This window comes from Pseudomonas asgharzadehiana (genome assembly GCF_019139815.1).
GTDB lineage: Bacteria > Pseudomonadota > Gammaproteobacteria > Pseudomonadales > Pseudomonadaceae > Aquipseudomonas > Aquipseudomonas asgharzadehiana.
This window is the reverse complement of the sequence record NZ_CP077079.1, coordinates 1,605,094-1,621,197: the sequence shown is the minus strand read 5'-3', so window position 1 is coordinate 1,621,197 and position 16,104 is coordinate 1,605,094. Positions and strand designations below refer to the sequence as shown.

Here is a 16,104-nt window from a genome sequence, read left to right as displayed (position 1 = left end):
GGGCCGATGAACGGCCTGATGAACGACATGAGATAGACCACGAAGTGGGCGAAACCGCCCACGGTGGCTTAAGAAATTTCGCGCCTGAAGGGCGGCAAAGCATTAAGGATAGCTTTGCCGTAGCGCTGAGTGACCAAGCGACGGTCGAGCAAGGTGATAGTGCCGCGGTCTTCTTCGGTACGCAGCAAGCGCCCGCAGGCCTGCACCAGTTTCAGAGAGGCATCCGGCACGGAGATTTCCATGAACGGGTTACCGCCACGCGCTTCGATCCATTCGGCCAACGCCGCCTCGACCGGATCATCCGGCACCGAAAACGGGATTTTGGCGATCACCACGTGTTCACAGTAGGCACCGGGCAAGTCCACGCCCTCGGCAAAACTCGCCAGGCCGAACAGCACGCTGGAGTCGCCACCATCTACCCGTGCCTTGTGTTTGTTGAGGGTTTCCTGTTTGGACAGGTTGCCCTGGATAAACACCTGCTTGCGCCAGTCGCGATCCAGGCCGTCGAACACGTCCTGCATTTGTTTGCGTGAGGAGAACAGCACCAGGGTGCCGCGCGAACCTTGCACCAGCTCCGGCAGGTCGCGGATGATCGCAGCGGTGTGCGCCGCTGCGTCCCGTGGGTCGGCCTTGAGATCGGGTACCCGCAGCACGCCGGCATCCGCGTGGTGGAAGGGGCTCGGCACTACCGCAGTGACGGCTTTTTTCGGCAACCCGGCGCGCATGCGGAAGCGATCGAAGGTGCCCAGGGCGGTCAGCGTGGCGGAAGTCACCAGGCAGCCGTAAGCCACGTTCCACAGGTTGCGGCGCAGCATTTCGGCGGCGAGGATCGGGCTGGCGTTGACTTCGATATCAAACAACGCACCGCTTTCCGACAGGGTCAGCCAACGGGCCATGGGCGGGTTGTCTTCAGGGTCTTCAACGGTAAAGGCGGTCCACAACTCCCAGTTACCCTGGGCGCGGGACAACAGGCTGCCGAACAGCGGGTACCATTCTTCGGCCTGGTTGCTGGCGATGCCGATATTGACTTCGCCATCCATGCCTTCCTTGAGCAGGTCGGTCAGGCGCGTGAACAGGTCGGTCAAGCGTGAAAAACCCTTCTTCAGCTCGATGCCCATTTCGCGCATGTGCTCGGGGATCATCCCGCCGACAAAACGGTGGCGCGGCCGCTCGCGGCCTTCCACGTCTTCGCCGGGCTTGAAGTCGGCCACCTGTTCGCAGGCACTGAACATGAATTGCTGTTGGGTCTTGATCTCCCGCGCCAGCTCCGGCACTTGTTCGATCAGCTTGCCCAAATCGCCGGGCAGCGGGTGCTGGGCCAGCAGCTTGGTGAGGTTCTTGGCGGTGGACTCCAGCCAGTCGGCGGTGGAGCGCAGGCGCGTGTAGTGGGCAAAGTGACCGATGGCCTTGTCCGGCAGGTGATGGCCTTCGTCGAACACGTAGAGGGTGTCGCGCGGGTCGGGCAGCACGGCGCCGCCGCCCAGGGCCAGGTCGGCCAGCACCATGTCGTGGTTGGTGACAATCACGTCGACCTTGCCCATACCCTCGCGGGCCTTGTAGAAAGCGCACTGGCCAAAGTTGGGGCAATGGCGATTGGTGCATTGGCTGTGGTCGGTGGTCAGGCGCGCCCAGTCGGCGTCTTCCAGGGCGGTGGGCCAGCTGTCGCGGTCGCCGTCCCATTTGTTGCCGGCCAGTTTCTCGATCATGCTGGTAAACAGCTTCTGGCTGACTTCATCAACCTCGATCTTGAAGCCTTCTTCTTCGAACAGCGACGCCGTGGCGGTTTGCGCGTGGCCTTCCTGCAACAACACGTCGAGCTTGGACAGGCACATATAGCGGCCACGCCCCTTGGCCAGGGCGAAGGTAAAGTTCAGGCCGCTGTTGCGCATCAGGTCGGGCAGGTCTTTGTAGACGATCTGCTCCTGCAGGGCGACGGTGGCGGTGGCGATCACCAGGCGCTTGCCGGCGGCCTTGGCGGTCGGAATCGCCGCCAGGCTATAGGCCACGGTCTTGCCTGTACCGGTGCCGGCCTCGACGGCCACGACCGCGGGCTCACCTTCGCGGCGACCTTCATCGTCGGTGTCGATATCCCCGAGGACCTTGGCCACTTCGGCGATCATCAGGCGTTGGCCATAGCGCGGTTTCAAGCTTTTGGCTTCGAGAAAACGCGAATAGGCGCCCTGGATCGTGGTTTTGAGTTCAGTGCTGATCATGAATAGTCGGGCGCAAAAAACGCTGGATAAATTTTCAGTGGTTCGGATCGGCCGCTATCATACCCCGCTAATTAATCCCGCGCAGAACGGAGTACCACCATGACCGCGTTTAGCCTCGCTTACACCCTGCATGTATTGGCCGCCCTGATCTGGGTCGGCGGTATGTTTTTCGCCTGGATGATCCTGCGCCCCGCCGCTGTGGCGGCACTTGAAGGCCCTGCCCGCCTCACGCTGTGGGTAAATGTGTTTCAACGTTTTTTCGTATGGGTGTGGGTTGCGGTGCTGATTTTACCGATCAGCGGTGTGGGCCTGTTGCACCTGCGCTTCAGCGGGTTTGAAACCGCGCCGCGCTATGTACAGGTGATGATGGGGTTGTATCTGGTGATGACGGCGTTGTTTATCCGCATCCAGGCGTTGAAGCTCCCGGAGCTGAAGGCAGCCGTGGCGGCGCAGGATTGGCCGGCGGGCGCGACTGCGCTGGGGCAGATCCGCAAGTTGGTGGGGATTAATTTGAGTGTGGGCTTGATCGTGGTGGCGATTGCTTCGGCTCGGCCGATGTTCTGAAGCAGCGTTAGAGGGACCCATCGCGGGGCACGCCCGCGATGGCCTCAGAGCAACCGAATCAAAGCCTCTGGATCGTCACAGAACCCGCAGGCCCCACCGGCCCCGGTTGCCCTTCCAACCCTGGCCGCCCCTTCTCACCACCATCGGCGCGGTACACCAGGCAGCCTTTGGATTCGCCGCCCTTGCCGGGTTTACCCGCCGTGCCGGGCAAACCGCCCGCACCGCCGTCCACCCAGACCTTGATCTGTTGTGCCGGGAAGTCCTTCGGCAACTCGACACGCACTTGCGCCCCCGCCGCGCCCGGCAGGCCATCGCCGCCGTTATCGCCATTGAAGCCGCGCCCGGCCGAGCCCCAGGTGCAACCTGGGTCTTCGCCGTTGGCGCCGTCCAGCCCGGCATAGCCCTTGGCCCCGCTGCCACCACGGGCATCCACCGACAGTTCTTCAGCCGTCAGCTTATTGATCCGCAAGGTCAGGTCACGTCCGGCCTTGGCGGGTTTCTCGTGGGTACCGGGGGCGCCGCGCGAGGTAATCTGGCTGCCATGCTCGAGTTGCGCAGCCCCCACCTGCAATTGCAACGCAGTATTGCCGGGCACAATGGTGATGCGGGCGTCGCGCCCCAAATGCAGTTGATCCACAGTGACCTGGCTGATGGTCGCCGGAATCAGCAATGTGCCGTAATCCGCCACCTCAAGGCGCTCCAGTTGCAACACACCGGTGCTGCTGGGCAGGCGCATCAAGGAGTTGGTTTCAACGCTGACGCTCTGAGCCAGGGCAACGGGGCTGACCAACAGGGCCAGCAGGAAAACCTTACGCATCATGGGGCTCCTGAGTATTTTTTGAATTTTTCTTTGGACGCACAGTAACGACTTCTACAGGCGCTTTGCCAGTGAAGGATCAAAAAAGTTAATAAAGGGGAGGCTTCAACGAGGATCGCCGACAATGCCCCCGTGGAAACCACGGGGGCAAGGGTTATCAGCGGTTGATCTGGATTTCCGTGCGACGGTTCAGTGCGCGGCCGTCAGCGGTTTTGTTGTCGGCCACCGGATGGCTTTCACCCGCGCCGGTCACCGACACAAAATTGCTGCGCGGCACGCCGGCACCGATCAGGTACTCCGTGACCGAATGCGCACGCTTTTGCGATAGTTTCTGGTTATAGGCCTCTGCGCCGACGCTGTCGGTATGCCCGCTGACCCGCAGTTGGGCGCTGGGCGCTTCCTGTTTCAAACGAGTGGCGATGGTGTCGAGCTTGGTTTTGTCGGCCGCCGTCAACTTGGCCGAGTCGAACTGGAAGTGCACATCGCGAATCACGATGGTTTCTTCCTTGACCGCCACGACGTCCTCAACCACCGCCGCCGGGGGCGCAGGAGGGCAACCATCGGCATCCACCTGTACGCCTTTGGGCGTACCTGGGCATTTGTCGCGGCTGTCCGGCACACCGTCGCCGTCCTCATCGCCGTCGCCATGTACCCAGCAATAGGCGCCGGCCATACCGCCGATCAACAGCGCGCCATAGCCCGCGTAGGCTGAGCTTTCCGTTGCGCCGATCGCCGCACCGGTCACACCGCCGACAGCGGCACAGGTAGGCCAGTCGGTTTTTTGCAAACCTGCGCAACCTGTCAATACTCCGGTTAGCAGAACCAAGGGTAGAGCTGTCCGCATGATGCTCATCTGTTTTCTCCTGAGGGCGTCGGCGGGGGGCCGACAAAGCAAGTAAAGACCGCTCTTTTCAACTGCGCCACTACGCCACGCCCCCGTATTCATTGAGCTTTGCGCTCCATGTAGGACTTTTCGCCGCCGCCCGCTCTAGGCCCACACGCTCAGCCGCGCTAGTCTCTAGGGTTCTGATGTGAGGATCTGTGATGACCGCTGGTATTTCTGCCCGTACACCCCAGCAGGCGCTGGCCGCCTTGCTGGATCTGCACCAGCCAAAATGCCTGTTATTGTTGGGCGCCAGCCGGTTTCCGGCGCTGGATGCGTTCATAGAAGCGCATCCCGAGACGCAGGTGTCCGTCGCCGGGCCCGGGGCGCTGCCTGCGGAGTTGGCCGCGCAGCGTTTTGACCTGGCGCTGGTGGTCGACTGCCTGGAGCACCTGTCAAAACCGCAAGGCCTGACCTTGCTCGGCGGTATTCGCAACCTCAATGCCAGCCGCATTGCGGTGCTGGTAGACCTGGCGGCCTGCGACTGGAAGGACACCGACTTCTTCTCACTGGCCCTGGAGGCCGGCGAACGCTTCCAGCGTGATGAACAGGTGTTGACGCTGTTTACCTATGATCTGCTTGACTATAAACAGGTGCCGGACTGGCTTAACGCGCGGTTCTGGGCCAACCCGGAAAACTTTGGCAAGTATTGGTGGTAACCCAATGAGTACATCCATTTGCCCCTGCGGCAGTGGCAACCTGCTGGACGCCTGCTGCGGCCATTATCACGCCGGCCATCCCGCGCCCTGCGCCAGCGCACTGATGCGTTCGCGCTACAGCGCCTATGTGCTGGGCCTGGTGGACTATCTGGTTGCCACTACGTTGCCCGCGCAACAGGCCGGCCTCGACCGTGACGCCATCGGCGCCTGGAGCGCGCAAAGCACCTGGCTCGGCCTTGAAGTGGAAAGCTCCGAGGTATTCGGCGGCCAGCCGGAACATGCCTTCGTGACCTTTACCGCACGCTGGCATGACAGCAGCGGCGAACATAGTCACCGCGAGCAGTCGTCTTTCGTACAGAATGACGGGCGCTGGTACTTCATCGACCCGACGGTGGAAGTGAAAACCGGACGCAACGATGCGTGCCTGTGCGGCAGCGGGCAAAAATTCAAGAAGTGCTGCTCCAGCTATCTCTGACCCCCAAGGACCCACGCCATGCTCCGGATCTACAGCTTGATGCTGGCGTTAACGTTCGGCCTGACCGGGTGTACGTCGTGGTTCGAAGACGATTCGCCGCCGCCCCATGTCTCCCTGGTCAAGGTCGAAGTGGTGCGGGCCAAGCTGCTGGAGCAGAAATTCAAGCTGTACTTTCGCGTAGACAATCGCGACGACGCCGACCTGACCGTGCGTGGCCTGATCTACAAAGTGACCCTGGACGACTTTGTGCTCACCGAAGGCGAGTCCAACGAATGGCTCACCGTACCTCCTCGCGGCCATGGGTTTTTCAAGGTATCGGTGCGCACCAACCTCTGGCCGCAGATACGGGATGTGGTGCAGATGCTGAAAAAACCCCGCAAACCCGTGCCTTATCGTCTGGAAGGCGAGCTGAAAACCGGATTATTCATCGGTTATGACGTGCAGGTGGCCCACAATGGCGAGATAATCCCCGGCGATTTTATTCCGGAGCAACATCGATGACTCAGCAACCCCATGTCCACGGTCCTGACTGCAACCACGATCACGATCACCATGATCACGACCATGGTCATGTCCACGGCCCGAACTGCGGCCACGCCCACCAAGAACCGGTGCGCAACGCCCTGAAGGATGTTGGCCGCAACGATCCTTGCCCATGCGGCAGCGAAAAGAAGTTCAAGAAGTGCCATGGCGCGTAAGCCACACAGATAATCCTGATGCCTGATGTGGGAGAGGCGTGCTCCCTCCCACATTAATTTGCGCAAATCCCAAGATTTCACGCCCGGCCACAACTCCCGCTTGCGTCGTTTCACCGCGCTCACTAACGTAGCGCCTTTACTGACGCTACCCCCGCAGGAGCTTTGCCATGGCCTCGCCAGCCCTCTCACATTTTCTTCCCCGGTTCGGCGTAGCCGCGGCAGTGGCCAGTGCTTTAAGCCTGGCCGGTTGCCAGCTCCAGAGCACCCAGGACACCCTGCCGCCGGTTACCGGCGTGCAGCCGATCAAAGGTCTGGCACAGAATGTGTCGGTGCGCCGCAATGCCCAGGGCATGCCGCTGATCGAAAGCAACACCTTCCACGACGCGCTGTTCAGCCTCGGTTATGTGCACGCCAGTGACCGCATCACCCAAATGGTCACCTTGCGCCTGCTGGCCCAGGGCCGTCTGGCGGAAATGTCCGGGGCCGAGGTGCTGGATATCGACCGCTTCATGCGGGCGGTCAACCTGAAAAAAAGCGCCGGCGAGCTGTACAGCGCCTCTTCGCCGCGCCTCAAGCGCTTCTTCGAAGTGTATGCCCGAGGCGTCAACGCCTACCTGTTCCGCTATCGCGACAAGCTGCCGCCAGACCTGGCCCAGACCGGCTACAAGCCCGAGTACTGGAAGCCGGAAGATTCGGCGCTGTTGTTCTGCCTGCTCAATTTCAGCGAGTCGGCCAACCTGCGCGAAGAGCTGGCCTCCCTGGTGCTGGCGCAAAAAGTCGGGGTCGACAAACTGGCCTGGCTCACCCCCAGCGCACCGGATGAACCGATCCCCCTGGCCGAAGCCGACAAACTCAAAGGCGTGAACCTCAGCCAGATCACCGGCTTGGCCGGGTTGGACACGGTCAGCCAGCAACTGGGCAGCCTCAATTCGCTGGCGGTCACCACCTCGAGCAACTGGGCGATCGGCCCGCAACGCAGCCGTAGCGGCAAAAGCCTGTTGGCCGGCGACCTCGCCGCGCAGCCACAGGCCCCGTCGCCGTGGAACTACGTACAGATCCGCGCACCGAAATACCAGGCCGTCGGCGCCTCGATTGCCGGCCTGCCGACCCTGCTGTCCGGGTTCAACGGCAAAGTGGCGTGGAGCATGAGCACGGTCAAGGGCGACACCCAGGACCTGTTCCTGGAGAAGGTCAAGCGCCAGGGCAACGCGCTGTACTACGAGAACAACGGTAAATGGCTGCCGGCCGGCGTGCGTAACGAAACCTTCTTTATCAAAGGCCAGCGCTCGATTCGCGAAGTGGTGTACGAAACCCGTCATGGCGCCCTGCTCAACAGCAGCCAGGCCCTGACCAGCGGCCTGGGCCTGGCCCTGCAAACCGCCGACTTCAAAGATGACAAGAGCCTGGATGCGTTCTTCGACCTGTCTCGCGCGCAAAACGTCGCCAAGGCTTCGGATGCCACCCGGGAAATCCGCGCCATCGCCTTGAACATGGTGTTTGCCGATGCCACCAATATTGGTTGGCAGGTCACCGGCCGCTTCCCTAACCGCCGCGAAGGTGAAGGCCTGCTGCCCTCCCCTGGTTGGGACACGCGCTTTGACTGGGACGGATACGCCGACGCGATGTTGCACCCCTATGACCAGGACCCGGCCCAGGGCTGGATCGGCACCGCCAACCAGCGCACCGCGCCGCGCGGCTATGGCATGCAATTGTCCAACTCGTGGGACGCGCCGGAGCGCAGCGAGCGCCTGGCGCAACTGGCCAATGCCGGCAAGCATGACAACCGCAGCCTGATCGCCATGCAATACGACCAGACCACCACCTTCGCCGCCAAGCTCAAGACCATGTTCCAGGCACCGGGCATGGCCCTTCCGTTGAAGCAGGCAATCGACGCATTGCCGGTGGTCGAACAGGCCAAGGCACGCGAAGCGTTGAATCGCCTGATGGCGTTCGACGGCCGCCTTGCCTCGACATCCGCCGACGCCGCGCTGTACGAATTGTTCCTGCAGGAAAGCACCCGGCAGATCTTCCTCGACGAACTCGGCCCGGAAAACAGCGCCAGTTGGAAAGCCTTCGTGAGCAACGCCAACCTGTCCTATGCCGCTCAGGCCGACCACCTGCTGGGCCGTGAAGACAGCCCGTTCTGGGATGACGTGCGCACCGCCACCAAAGAAGACAAACCGGCGATCCTCGCCCGCAGCCTGGCCACCGCGATCACCGCCGGCGACAGCCAACTGGGCGCCGATCACAAGGCCTGGCAGTGGGGCAAACTCCACAGCACCACCTGGAAGAATGCCGCCGGCCAGATCATTCGTGGCCCGCTGGCGTCCGGTGGCGACCACAACACCCTGAACCCCGCGCCGTATAGCTGGGGCCAGGACTTCAACACCACCCAAGTGCCGGCGCTGCGCATGATCGTCGACTTCGGCCAGGCGGAACCGATGATGGGCCAGGGCGGCATCGGCCAATCGGGCAACCCGGCCAGCCCCAACTATGCCAACGGCATCGACCCCTCGCTCAAGGCGCAATACCTGAGCTTCCCGATGCAGCCGCAGAACTTTGAGAAGGTGTATGGGAAGGCGCGGTTGACCCTGACACAGGGGAAATAACAGCCACCCAATGTGGGAGGGGGCTTGCCCCCTCCCACATTGGGATCCCATGCATTCAGATAGAACTTCCGTGTCCGGCCTCATCTCATAAGTAACAAGCCCACCTCCCCGGTCACCCCATGGACCTCGTCATCGCCCGCCCCGAAGGCCTCTATTGCCCCGCCGCAGATGTCTACATCGACCCCTGGCGCCCGGTGGAACGCGCGGTCATCACCCACGCCCACGGCGATCACGCCCGTACCGGCAACGAGCATTACCTGGCGGCGGCCCCCGGCGAAGGCATCCTGCGCTCACGTCTGGGCCAGGACATCAACCTGCAAACCCTGGCCTACGGTGAAAAACTGCTGCATCACGGCGTCACCCTGAGTTTCCACCCCGCCGGGCATGTACTCGGCTCGGCGCAGGTGCGCCTGGAATACCAGGGCGAAGTCTGGGTCGCGTCCGGCGACTACAAGGTCGAACCCGATGGCACCTGCGCGCCTTTCGAACCGGTGCGTTGCCACACCTTTATCACCGAGTCGACCTTTGGCCTGCCGATCTACCGCTGGCAGCCCCAGGCGCAGATCTTCGCCGGGATCAATGACTGGTGGCAGGCGAACATCGCGGCCGGCAAGGCCAGCGTGCTGTTCTGCTATTCCTTCGGCAAGGCGCAGCGCATCCTGCACGGCATCGATGCCGGCATCGGCCCGATCCTCAGCCACGGCGCGGTCGAACCCTTGAACCGGGTGTACCGCGAGGCCGGCGTCTATATCCCCGAAACCCTCTATGCCGGTGATTTCAAAAAGACCGACCCCTTGCTGCGCCAAGCCCTGATCATTGCCCCGCCCTCCGCCGGCGGCAGCAGTTGGATACGCCGCTTCGGCGATTACAGTGATGCGTTCGCCAGCGGCTGGATGCGCCTGCGGGGCACACGGCGGCGGCGTGGCGTGGACCGTGGCTTTGTGCTGTCCGATCACGCCGATTGGCCGGGCCTGTTGTGGGCTATCGAACAAACCGGCGCAGAGCGGGTGATGGTCACCCACGGTTCTGTAGGCGTATTGGTGCGGCACCTGCGGGAAAAAGGCCTGGACGCCCAGGGGTTCAGCACTGAATACGGCGATGACGAAGAGGAAGCCAGCGCATGAAGGCCTTCGCCGAACTGTACGCCAACCTCGACGCCACCACGTCCAGTAACGCCAAGCTCGCGGCGTTGCAGGCTTACCTGCGGCAAGCCCCCGCGCAAGATGCTGCATGGGCCGTGTACTTCCTGGCGGGCGGGCGCCCCCGGCAATTGGTACCGACACGCCTGCTGCGCGACATGGCCAGCGAAGCCTCGGGCATCGAGCCGTGGTTGTTCGAGGAAAGCTACCAAGCGGTGGGGGATTTGGCCGAGACAATTTCCCTGCTGCTGCCAGAATCGACCTACACCTCAGAAGACGGCCTGGCCGTGTGGCTGGAAGAAAAACTCCTACCCTTGCGCGGCCTGTCTCCCCAGGACCTGGCCGCACGTTTGCCGACTTTGTGGGCACAACTGGATCAACCCAGCCTGATGGTGTGCATCAAATTGATCACCGGCAGCTTTCGCGTCGGCGTGTCCAAACTGTTGGTCACCCGCGCCCTCGCCGCCTTGGCCGAGCTGGACAGCAAGCGCGTGGCCCAGCGTTTGGTCGGCTACACCGACCTGTCCAACCGGCCCACGCCTGAGGGTTACCTCAAGCTGATCGCCGCCGAATCGTCTGACGAACATGCGCAACGCGGTGGGCAGCCTTATCCGTTTTTTCTCGCCCATGCCCTATCGCAACCGGTGGAGCAGTTTGAGGCGCTGCTCGGCTCACCCGCCGACTGGCAGGTGGAATGGAAGTGGGATGGCATCCGCGCGCAATTGGTCAAGCGCGAAGGCCGGTTGTGGGTCTGGTCGCGTGGAGAGGAGCTGGTAACCGAACGCTTCCCCGAACTCCACAGCCTGGTGAGTGGCTTGCCCGATGGCACGGTGATCGACGGCGAAATCGTGGTGTGGAAGGACTCGGTGCAACCCTTTGCACTGTTGCAGCAGCGTATCGGCCGCAAAACCCTGAGCAAAAAAGTCCTCGAAGAGGCGCCGGTCGCGGTGCTCGCCTACGACCTGCTGGAGTATCAGGGCTGCGACTGGCGCAACCACCCCCAGGCCGAACGTCGCGCCCGACTGGAACAGGTGATTGCCCAGTGCAACCAGCCCGTCTTGCAGCCCTCGCCCGTATTGACGGGCGCGACCTGGGAGGAACTGGCCCAGCAACGCGAAGCCTCGCGCAGCCTTGGCGTGGAAGGCATGATGCTCAAGGACCGCAACGGCCTTTACGGCGTGGGCCGCACTAAGGACATGGGCTTGTGGTGGAAGTGGAAAGTCGACCCGTTCAGCGTCGATGCGGTGTTGATCTACGCCCAACGCGGGCATGGTCGGCGCGCCAGTTTATACAGCGACTACACCTTCGCCGTGTGGGACGGCCCGCCCGGCAGCGAGCGCAGCCTGGTGCCGTTCGCCAAGGCATATAGCGGGCTGACCGACGAAGAAATGCGCAAGGTCGACGCCATTGTGCGCAAAACCACGGTGGAAAAATTCGGCCCGGTCAGCAGCGTGACGCCGAGCATGGTGTTTGAGCTGGGGTTTGAAGGTATTGCCTTGTCCAAGCGCCACAAAAGCGGGATTGCGGTGCGCTTTCCGAGGATGCTGCGCTGGCGCCAGGATAAGGCCGTGGATGAGGCGGATAATTTGGCCACCCTACAAGACCTATTGGCCTGACGCAGAACCCTGGTGGGAGCCCCCTCCCACACGCCCCGAAAAAGTGCACTCAATTTTCAATGCCCATTTTCGGGCACCTCCTACACTCCAAACTTCCTAGTCCTACCTTTTAAAACGAGTATTCGGAAACAAATCCGGAACTATGGTGCAGAAATTGCTACCAGTGATCCGTCTGACACCGTTCAGTAACAGTCCTACACGCGCCACAAGCGCTTATCTTGGTTTCCAGGGATTACATAATGAAAAAAGCATTGCTGACCCTTTCTGCACTGGCACTGTGCATGGCCGCAGGTTCCGCCTTGGCCAAGGAATACAAGGAATTGCGTTTTGGTGTCGATCCGTCCTACGCGCCGTTTGAATCCAAAGCCGCCGACGGCAGCCTGGTGGGCTTCGATATCGACCTGGGCAATGCCATCTGCGCTGAGCTGAAAGTGAAGTGCAAGTGGGTCGAAAGTGACTTCGACGGCATGATTCCGGGCCTGAAAGCCAACAAATTTGACGGTGTGATTTCGTCCATGACCGTGACCCCGGTGCGCGAAAAGGCCATCGACTTCTCCAATGAACTGTTCTCCGGCCCCACGTCGCTGGTGTTCAAGAAAGGCGCGGGTTACTCCACCCCTGAATCGCTCAAGGGCAAATCCGTGGGCTATGAGCAAGGCACCATTCAGGAAGCCTACGCCAAGGCTGTGCTGGACAAGGCCGGTGTGACCACCAAGGCCTACGCCAACCAGGACCAGGTTTACGCTGACCTGACGTCCGGCCGCCTCGACGCGTCCGTGCAGGACATGCTGCAAGCCGAACTGGGTTTTTTGAAGTCGCCAGCCGGTGCCGGCTACGAAGTGAGTGCGGCCATTGACGACCCGCTGCTGCCATCGAAAACCGCAGTCGGTATCAAAAAAGGTAACACTGAACTCAAGGCGCTTTTGGATAAAGGTATCAAAGCGTTACACGATGATGGCACCTACGCCACTATCCAGAAGAAACACTTTGGCGATCTGAACCTGTACAGCGGCAAGTAATGCCCGGGGCGCCCCTCCTCTGGAGGGGCGCTTTTTTATCGCCATAGGTCCTGATTTATGTTCGAAGATCTGTTGCAAACCCTCGGGCTGAGCGCGTTCAGCTTGAAGGGTTTCGGCCCGCTGTTGCTGCAAGGCACCTGGATGACCCTTAAGTTGTCGGTGCTGTCCCTGGCCGTCAGCGTATTGCTGGGCCTGCTCGGCGCCAGCGCCAAACTGTCCAGCCTGCCCTTCCTGCGCATTCCCGCCCAGCTCTACACCACGCTGATTCGCGGGGTGCCCGACCTGGTGCTGATGCTGCTGATTTTCTACAGCCTGCAAACCTGGCTCACCGGTCTTACCGACTTTATGGAATGGGAATACATCGAGATCGACCCATTCAGCGCCGGGGTCATCACCCTGGGCTTCATCTATGGTGCCTATTTCACCGAGACGTTTCGCGGCGCGATCCTGGCCGTCCCCCGTGGTCAGTTGGAAGCCGCCACCGCGTATGGCCTCAAGCGCGGCCAGCGGTTTCGCTATGTGACCTTCCCACAGATGATGCGCTTTGCCCTGCCCGGCATCGGCAATAACTGGATGGTGATGCTCAAGGCCACCGCGCTGGTGTCGATCATCGGCCTGGCCGACCTGGTCAAAGCCGCCCAGGACGCGGGCAAAAGCACCTATCAGCTGTTCTATTTCCTGGTCCTCGCCGCGCTGATCTACTTGCTGATCACGAGCGCCTCCAACTTTGTCTTGCGCCGTCTTGAACGCCGCTACTCCGCGGGCGCCCGGGAGGCCGTGCGATGATCGAACTCTTGCAGGAATACTGGCGCCCGTTCCTTTATAGCGACGGCCAACACATCACCGGCCTGGCCATGACCCTGTGGTTGCTCAGCGCCGCGCTGGTGATCGGCTTTCTGGTGTCGATCCCGTTGTCCATTGCCCGCGTGTCGCACAAGCGGCTGGTGCGTTGGCCGGTGCAGTTCTATACCTACCTGTTTCGCGGCACGCCCCTCTATATACAGCTGCTGATTTGCTACACCGGCATCTACAGCATCGCCGCCGTGCGCGCCCAACCGGTGCTGGATGCGTTCTTTCGCGATGCGATGAACTGCACGATCCTGGCGTTCGCCCTCAACACCTGCGCCTATACCACGGAGATTTTCGCCGGGGCAATCCGCAGCATGGCCCACGGCGAAGTCGAGGCGGCCAAAGCCTACGGCCTTAGCGGCTGGAAGCTGTACGCCTACGTGATCATGCCCTCGGCCCTGCGCCGCTCGTTGCCTTACTACAGTAACGAAGTGATCCTGATGCTGCATTCGACCACCGTGGCGTTTACCGCGACGATCCCGGACATTCTCAAAGTCGCGCGGGACGCCAACTCGGCCACCTTCATGACCTTTCAATCGTTCGGCATCGCGGCGCTGATCTACCTGGCCGTGACCTTCGCCCTGGTCGGCCTGTTTCGGCTGGCGGAGCGGCGCTGGCTGGCCTTCCTCGGGCCGAGCCACTAAGGAGATCCTATGCGTCATCAGGTGCATGAACTGATCGCGCCGGTGCCAGGTACCGCGCGGCAGATTCACAGCTTCCACTTCGGCCCTGCCCAGGCCGAAGGCAAGGTTTATATCCAGTCATCGCTGCATGCCGATGAGTTGCCGGGCATGTTGGTGGCCTGGCACTTGAAGGTGCGCCTGGCCGAGCTGGAAGCGGCCGGGCGATTGTCGAGCGAGATCGTACTGGTGCCCATCGCCAACCCGGCGGGCCTGGAACAGGTGCTGATGGACACGCCGCTGGGCCGCTACGAGCTGGAAAGCGGGCAGAACTTCAACCGCCTGTTTGTCGACCTCGGCGAAGCCGTCGGCGATCGGGTCGAGGCATTGCTCGGCGATGATGCGCAACATAATGCCCGGCTGATCCGCGCGGCATTGAGCACCGCCCTGGCCGAGCAACACGCCGCGACCCAATTGCAGTCCCAGCGCTTGGTGTTGCAACGCCTGGCCTGCGAGGCCGACATGGTGCTGGACCTGCATTGCGACTTCGAAGCCGTGGCCCACCTGTACACCACCCCCGAAGCCTGGCCGCAGGTGGAGCCGTTGGCGCGCTATATCGGCTCGGAGGCCAACTTGCTGGCCACCGATTCCGGTGGGCAGTCCTTCGACGAATGTTTCACCCTGGTGTGGTGGCAGTTGCAACAACGCTTCGGCGAGCGCTTCCCGATTCCCATGGGCAGCTTTTCGGTGACCGTCGAACTGCGCGGCCAGGGCGATGTGAACCACGGCCTGGCCCGCCTCGATTGCCAGGCGATCATCGACTACCTGATCCACTTCGGCGCCATTACCGGCGACCCGGCGCCACTGCCCGCGCTGCCCTACCCGGCCACCCCGCTGGCCGGCGTCGAGCCGGTGGCCACGCCGGTGGGCGGCTTGCTGGTGTTCAGCGCCCTGCCCGGTGAATACCTGGAGGCCGGGCAACTGATCGCCGAAATCATCGACCCCATTACCGACCGCGTAACGCCCGTGCACTGCCGGAACGCAGGCCTGCTTTACGCCCGTTCGCTACGCCGCATGGCCACTGCCGGAATGGTCATCGGCCATGTCGCCGGGACCCAGGCTTACCGTAGCGGCTATCTACTTTCGCCTTGAGGATGCACGCCCCATGTACAAATTGACCGTTGAAGGCCTGCATAAAAGCTATGGCGACAATGAGGTGCTCAAAGGTGTCTCGCTCAAGGCCAAGACCGGTGACGTGATCAGCCTGATCGGCGCCAGCGGATCGGGCAAGAGTACCTTTTTACGCTGCATCAACTTTTTGGAAACCCCCAATGACGGCGCCATGACGCTGGACGGCCAGCAGATCCGCATGGTCAGCGACCGCCACGGCATGCGCGTGGCCGACGAAGCCGAGCTGCAGCGCCTGCGCACGCGACTGGCGATGGTATTCCAGCACTTCAACCTGTGGAGTCACATGAGCGTGCTGGAAAACATCACCATGGCCCCGCGCCGGGTGCTGGGCTGCAACAAGAAGGACGCCGAAGACCGTGCCCGTCGTTACCTCGACAAAGTCGGCCTGCCGGCGCGAGTGGCCGATCAATACCCGGCGTTTCTCTCCGGCGGCCAGCAGCAACGGGTGGCCATTGCTCGTGCATTGGCGATGGAGCCCGAGGTCATGCTGTTCGACGAACCGACCTCCGCGCTGGACCCGGAACTGGTGGGTGAAGTGCTGAAGGTGATCCAGGGCCTGGCCGAAGAGGGTCGCACCATGATCATGGTCACCCACGAGATGAGCTTTGCGCGCAAGGTGTCGAGCCAGGTGCTGTTCCTGCATAAGGGCCTGGTGGAGGAGCAAGGGGCGCCGGAAGACGTGTTGGGTAATCCGAAAAGCGAACGCCTGCAACAATTTCTGAGTGGCAATTTGAAGTAAACCTTTGCGGTGC

At 61.9% G+C, this 16,104-nt stretch carries 16 protein-coding genes; 13 read left to right on the top strand and 3 right to left on the bottom strand.

The features are described 5' to 3' along the window. Positions 1 to 68: 68 nt before the first annotated feature. The gene (dinG, locus tag KSS96_RS07425; protein ID WP_017529655.1) at positions 69 to 2,213 is read right to left on the bottom strand and encodes an ATP-dependent DNA helicase DinG; all 2,145 of its coding nucleotides are present in this window, start codon (positions 2,211 to 2,213) and stop codon (positions 69 to 71) included. A 99-nt stretch (positions 2,214 to 2,312) separates the two neighbouring features. Between dinG and KSS96_RS07420 the strand changes: the two genes are divergently transcribed. Continuing rightward, entirely contained in the window at positions 2,313 to 2,777 is a 465-nt protein-coding gene (locus KSS96_RS07420; protein WP_017529656.1) for a CopD family protein, read from the top strand. 58 nt (positions 2,778 to 2,835) lie between these two features. Here KSS96_RS07420 and KSS96_RS07415 read toward each other — a convergent pair whose 3' ends face one another. Continuing rightward, positions 2,836 to 3,594, bottom strand: a complete 759-nt coding sequence (locus tag KSS96_RS07415) for a collagen-like domain-containing protein (RefSeq protein WP_026067409.1) — start codon at positions 3,592 to 3,594, stop codon at positions 2,836 to 2,838. Between the two features lie 157 nt (positions 3,595 to 3,751). Beyond that, the gene (locus KSS96_RS07410) at positions 3,752 to 4,447 is read right to left on the bottom strand and encodes a PA1041 family peptidoglycan-binding anchor lipoprotein (protein WP_017529658.1); all 696 of its coding nucleotides are present in this window, start codon (positions 4,445 to 4,447) and stop codon (positions 3,752 to 3,754) included. Positions 4,448 to 4,638: 191 nt separating this feature from the next. Here KSS96_RS07410 and KSS96_RS07405 point away from each other — a divergent pair, with 191 nt between their 5' ends. The 12 genes from KSS96_RS07405 (at position 4,639) to KSS96_RS07350 (ending at position 16,091) form a co-directional block, all read left to right on the top strand. After that, complete coding sequence (locus tag KSS96_RS07405) at positions 4,639 to 5,136, top strand: DUF6231 family protein (protein ID WP_217855952.1); 498 nt, start codon at positions 4,639 to 4,641, stop codon at positions 5,134 to 5,136. Between the two features lie 4 nt (positions 5,137 to 5,140). Continuing rightward, positions 5,141 to 5,611: a YchJ family protein gene (locus KSS96_RS07400; protein ID WP_065877146.1), complete on the top strand. Its 471-nt coding sequence runs from the start codon at positions 5,141 to 5,143 to the stop codon at positions 5,609 to 5,611. 18 nt (positions 5,612 to 5,629) lie between these two features. Then, positions 5,630 to 6,112 (top strand): LEA/WHy family protein, encoded by a 483-nt coding sequence (locus KSS96_RS07395; protein ID WP_065877147.1) that lies wholly within the window; start codon positions 5,630 to 5,632, stop codon positions 6,110 to 6,112. Then, positions 6,109 to 6,309 (top strand): SEC-C metal-binding domain-containing protein, encoded by a 201-nt coding sequence (locus KSS96_RS07390; protein ID WP_003189235.1) that lies wholly within the window; start codon positions 6,109 to 6,111, stop codon positions 6,307 to 6,309. The genes KSS96_RS07395 and KSS96_RS07390 overlap by 4 nt, the downstream gene beginning before the upstream one ends. 167 nt (positions 6,310 to 6,476) lie before the next feature. Beyond that, positions 6,477 to 8,918 carry a penicillin acylase family protein gene (locus tag KSS96_RS07385; protein WP_137219925.1) on the top strand — a complete coding sequence of 814 codons (2,442 nt, stop codon included), beginning with the start codon at positions 6,477 to 6,479 and terminating at the stop codon, positions 8,916 to 8,918. A 119-nt stretch (positions 8,919 to 9,037) separates the two neighbouring features. After that, complete coding sequence (locus KSS96_RS07380) at positions 9,038 to 10,042, top strand: ligase-associated DNA damage response exonuclease (RefSeq protein WP_065877149.1); 1,005 nt, start codon at positions 9,038 to 9,040, stop codon at positions 10,040 to 10,042. Further along, positions 10,039 to 11,673, top strand: a complete 1,635-nt coding sequence (locus tag KSS96_RS07375) for an ATP-dependent DNA ligase (protein WP_065877150.1) — start codon at positions 10,039 to 10,041, stop codon at positions 11,671 to 11,673. Before KSS96_RS07380 ends, KSS96_RS07375 begins: the two co-directional genes overlap by 4 nt. A 239-nt stretch (positions 11,674 to 11,912) precedes the next feature. Next, entirely contained in the window at positions 11,913 to 12,692 is a 780-nt protein-coding gene (locus KSS96_RS07370; RefSeq protein ID WP_017529665.1) for a transporter substrate-binding domain-containing protein, read from the top strand. 57 nt (positions 12,693 to 12,749) lie between these two features. Continuing rightward, complete coding sequence (locus KSS96_RS07365; protein ID WP_003172331.1) at positions 12,750 to 13,478, top strand: ABC transporter permease; 729 nt, start codon at positions 12,750 to 12,752, stop codon at positions 13,476 to 13,478. Further along, complete coding sequence (locus KSS96_RS07360; protein WP_017529666.1) at positions 13,475 to 14,185, top strand: ABC transporter permease; 711 nt, start codon at positions 13,475 to 13,477, stop codon at positions 14,183 to 14,185. Before KSS96_RS07365 ends, KSS96_RS07360 begins: the two co-directional genes overlap by 4 nt. A 9-nt stretch (positions 14,186 to 14,194) precedes the next feature. Next, complete coding sequence (locus tag KSS96_RS07355; protein ID WP_068938130.1) at positions 14,195 to 15,313, top strand: succinylglutamate desuccinylase/aspartoacylase family protein; 1,119 nt, start codon at positions 14,195 to 14,197, stop codon at positions 15,311 to 15,313. A gap of 13 nt (positions 15,314 to 15,326) precedes the next feature. Beyond that, on the top strand, positions 15,327 to 16,091 hold the full coding sequence (locus KSS96_RS07350) for an ABC transporter ATP-binding protein (RefSeq protein WP_017529668.1): 765 nt from the start codon (positions 15,327 to 15,329) through the stop codon (positions 16,089 to 16,091). The last annotated feature ends 13 nt before the right edge of the window (positions 16,092 to 16,104 follow it).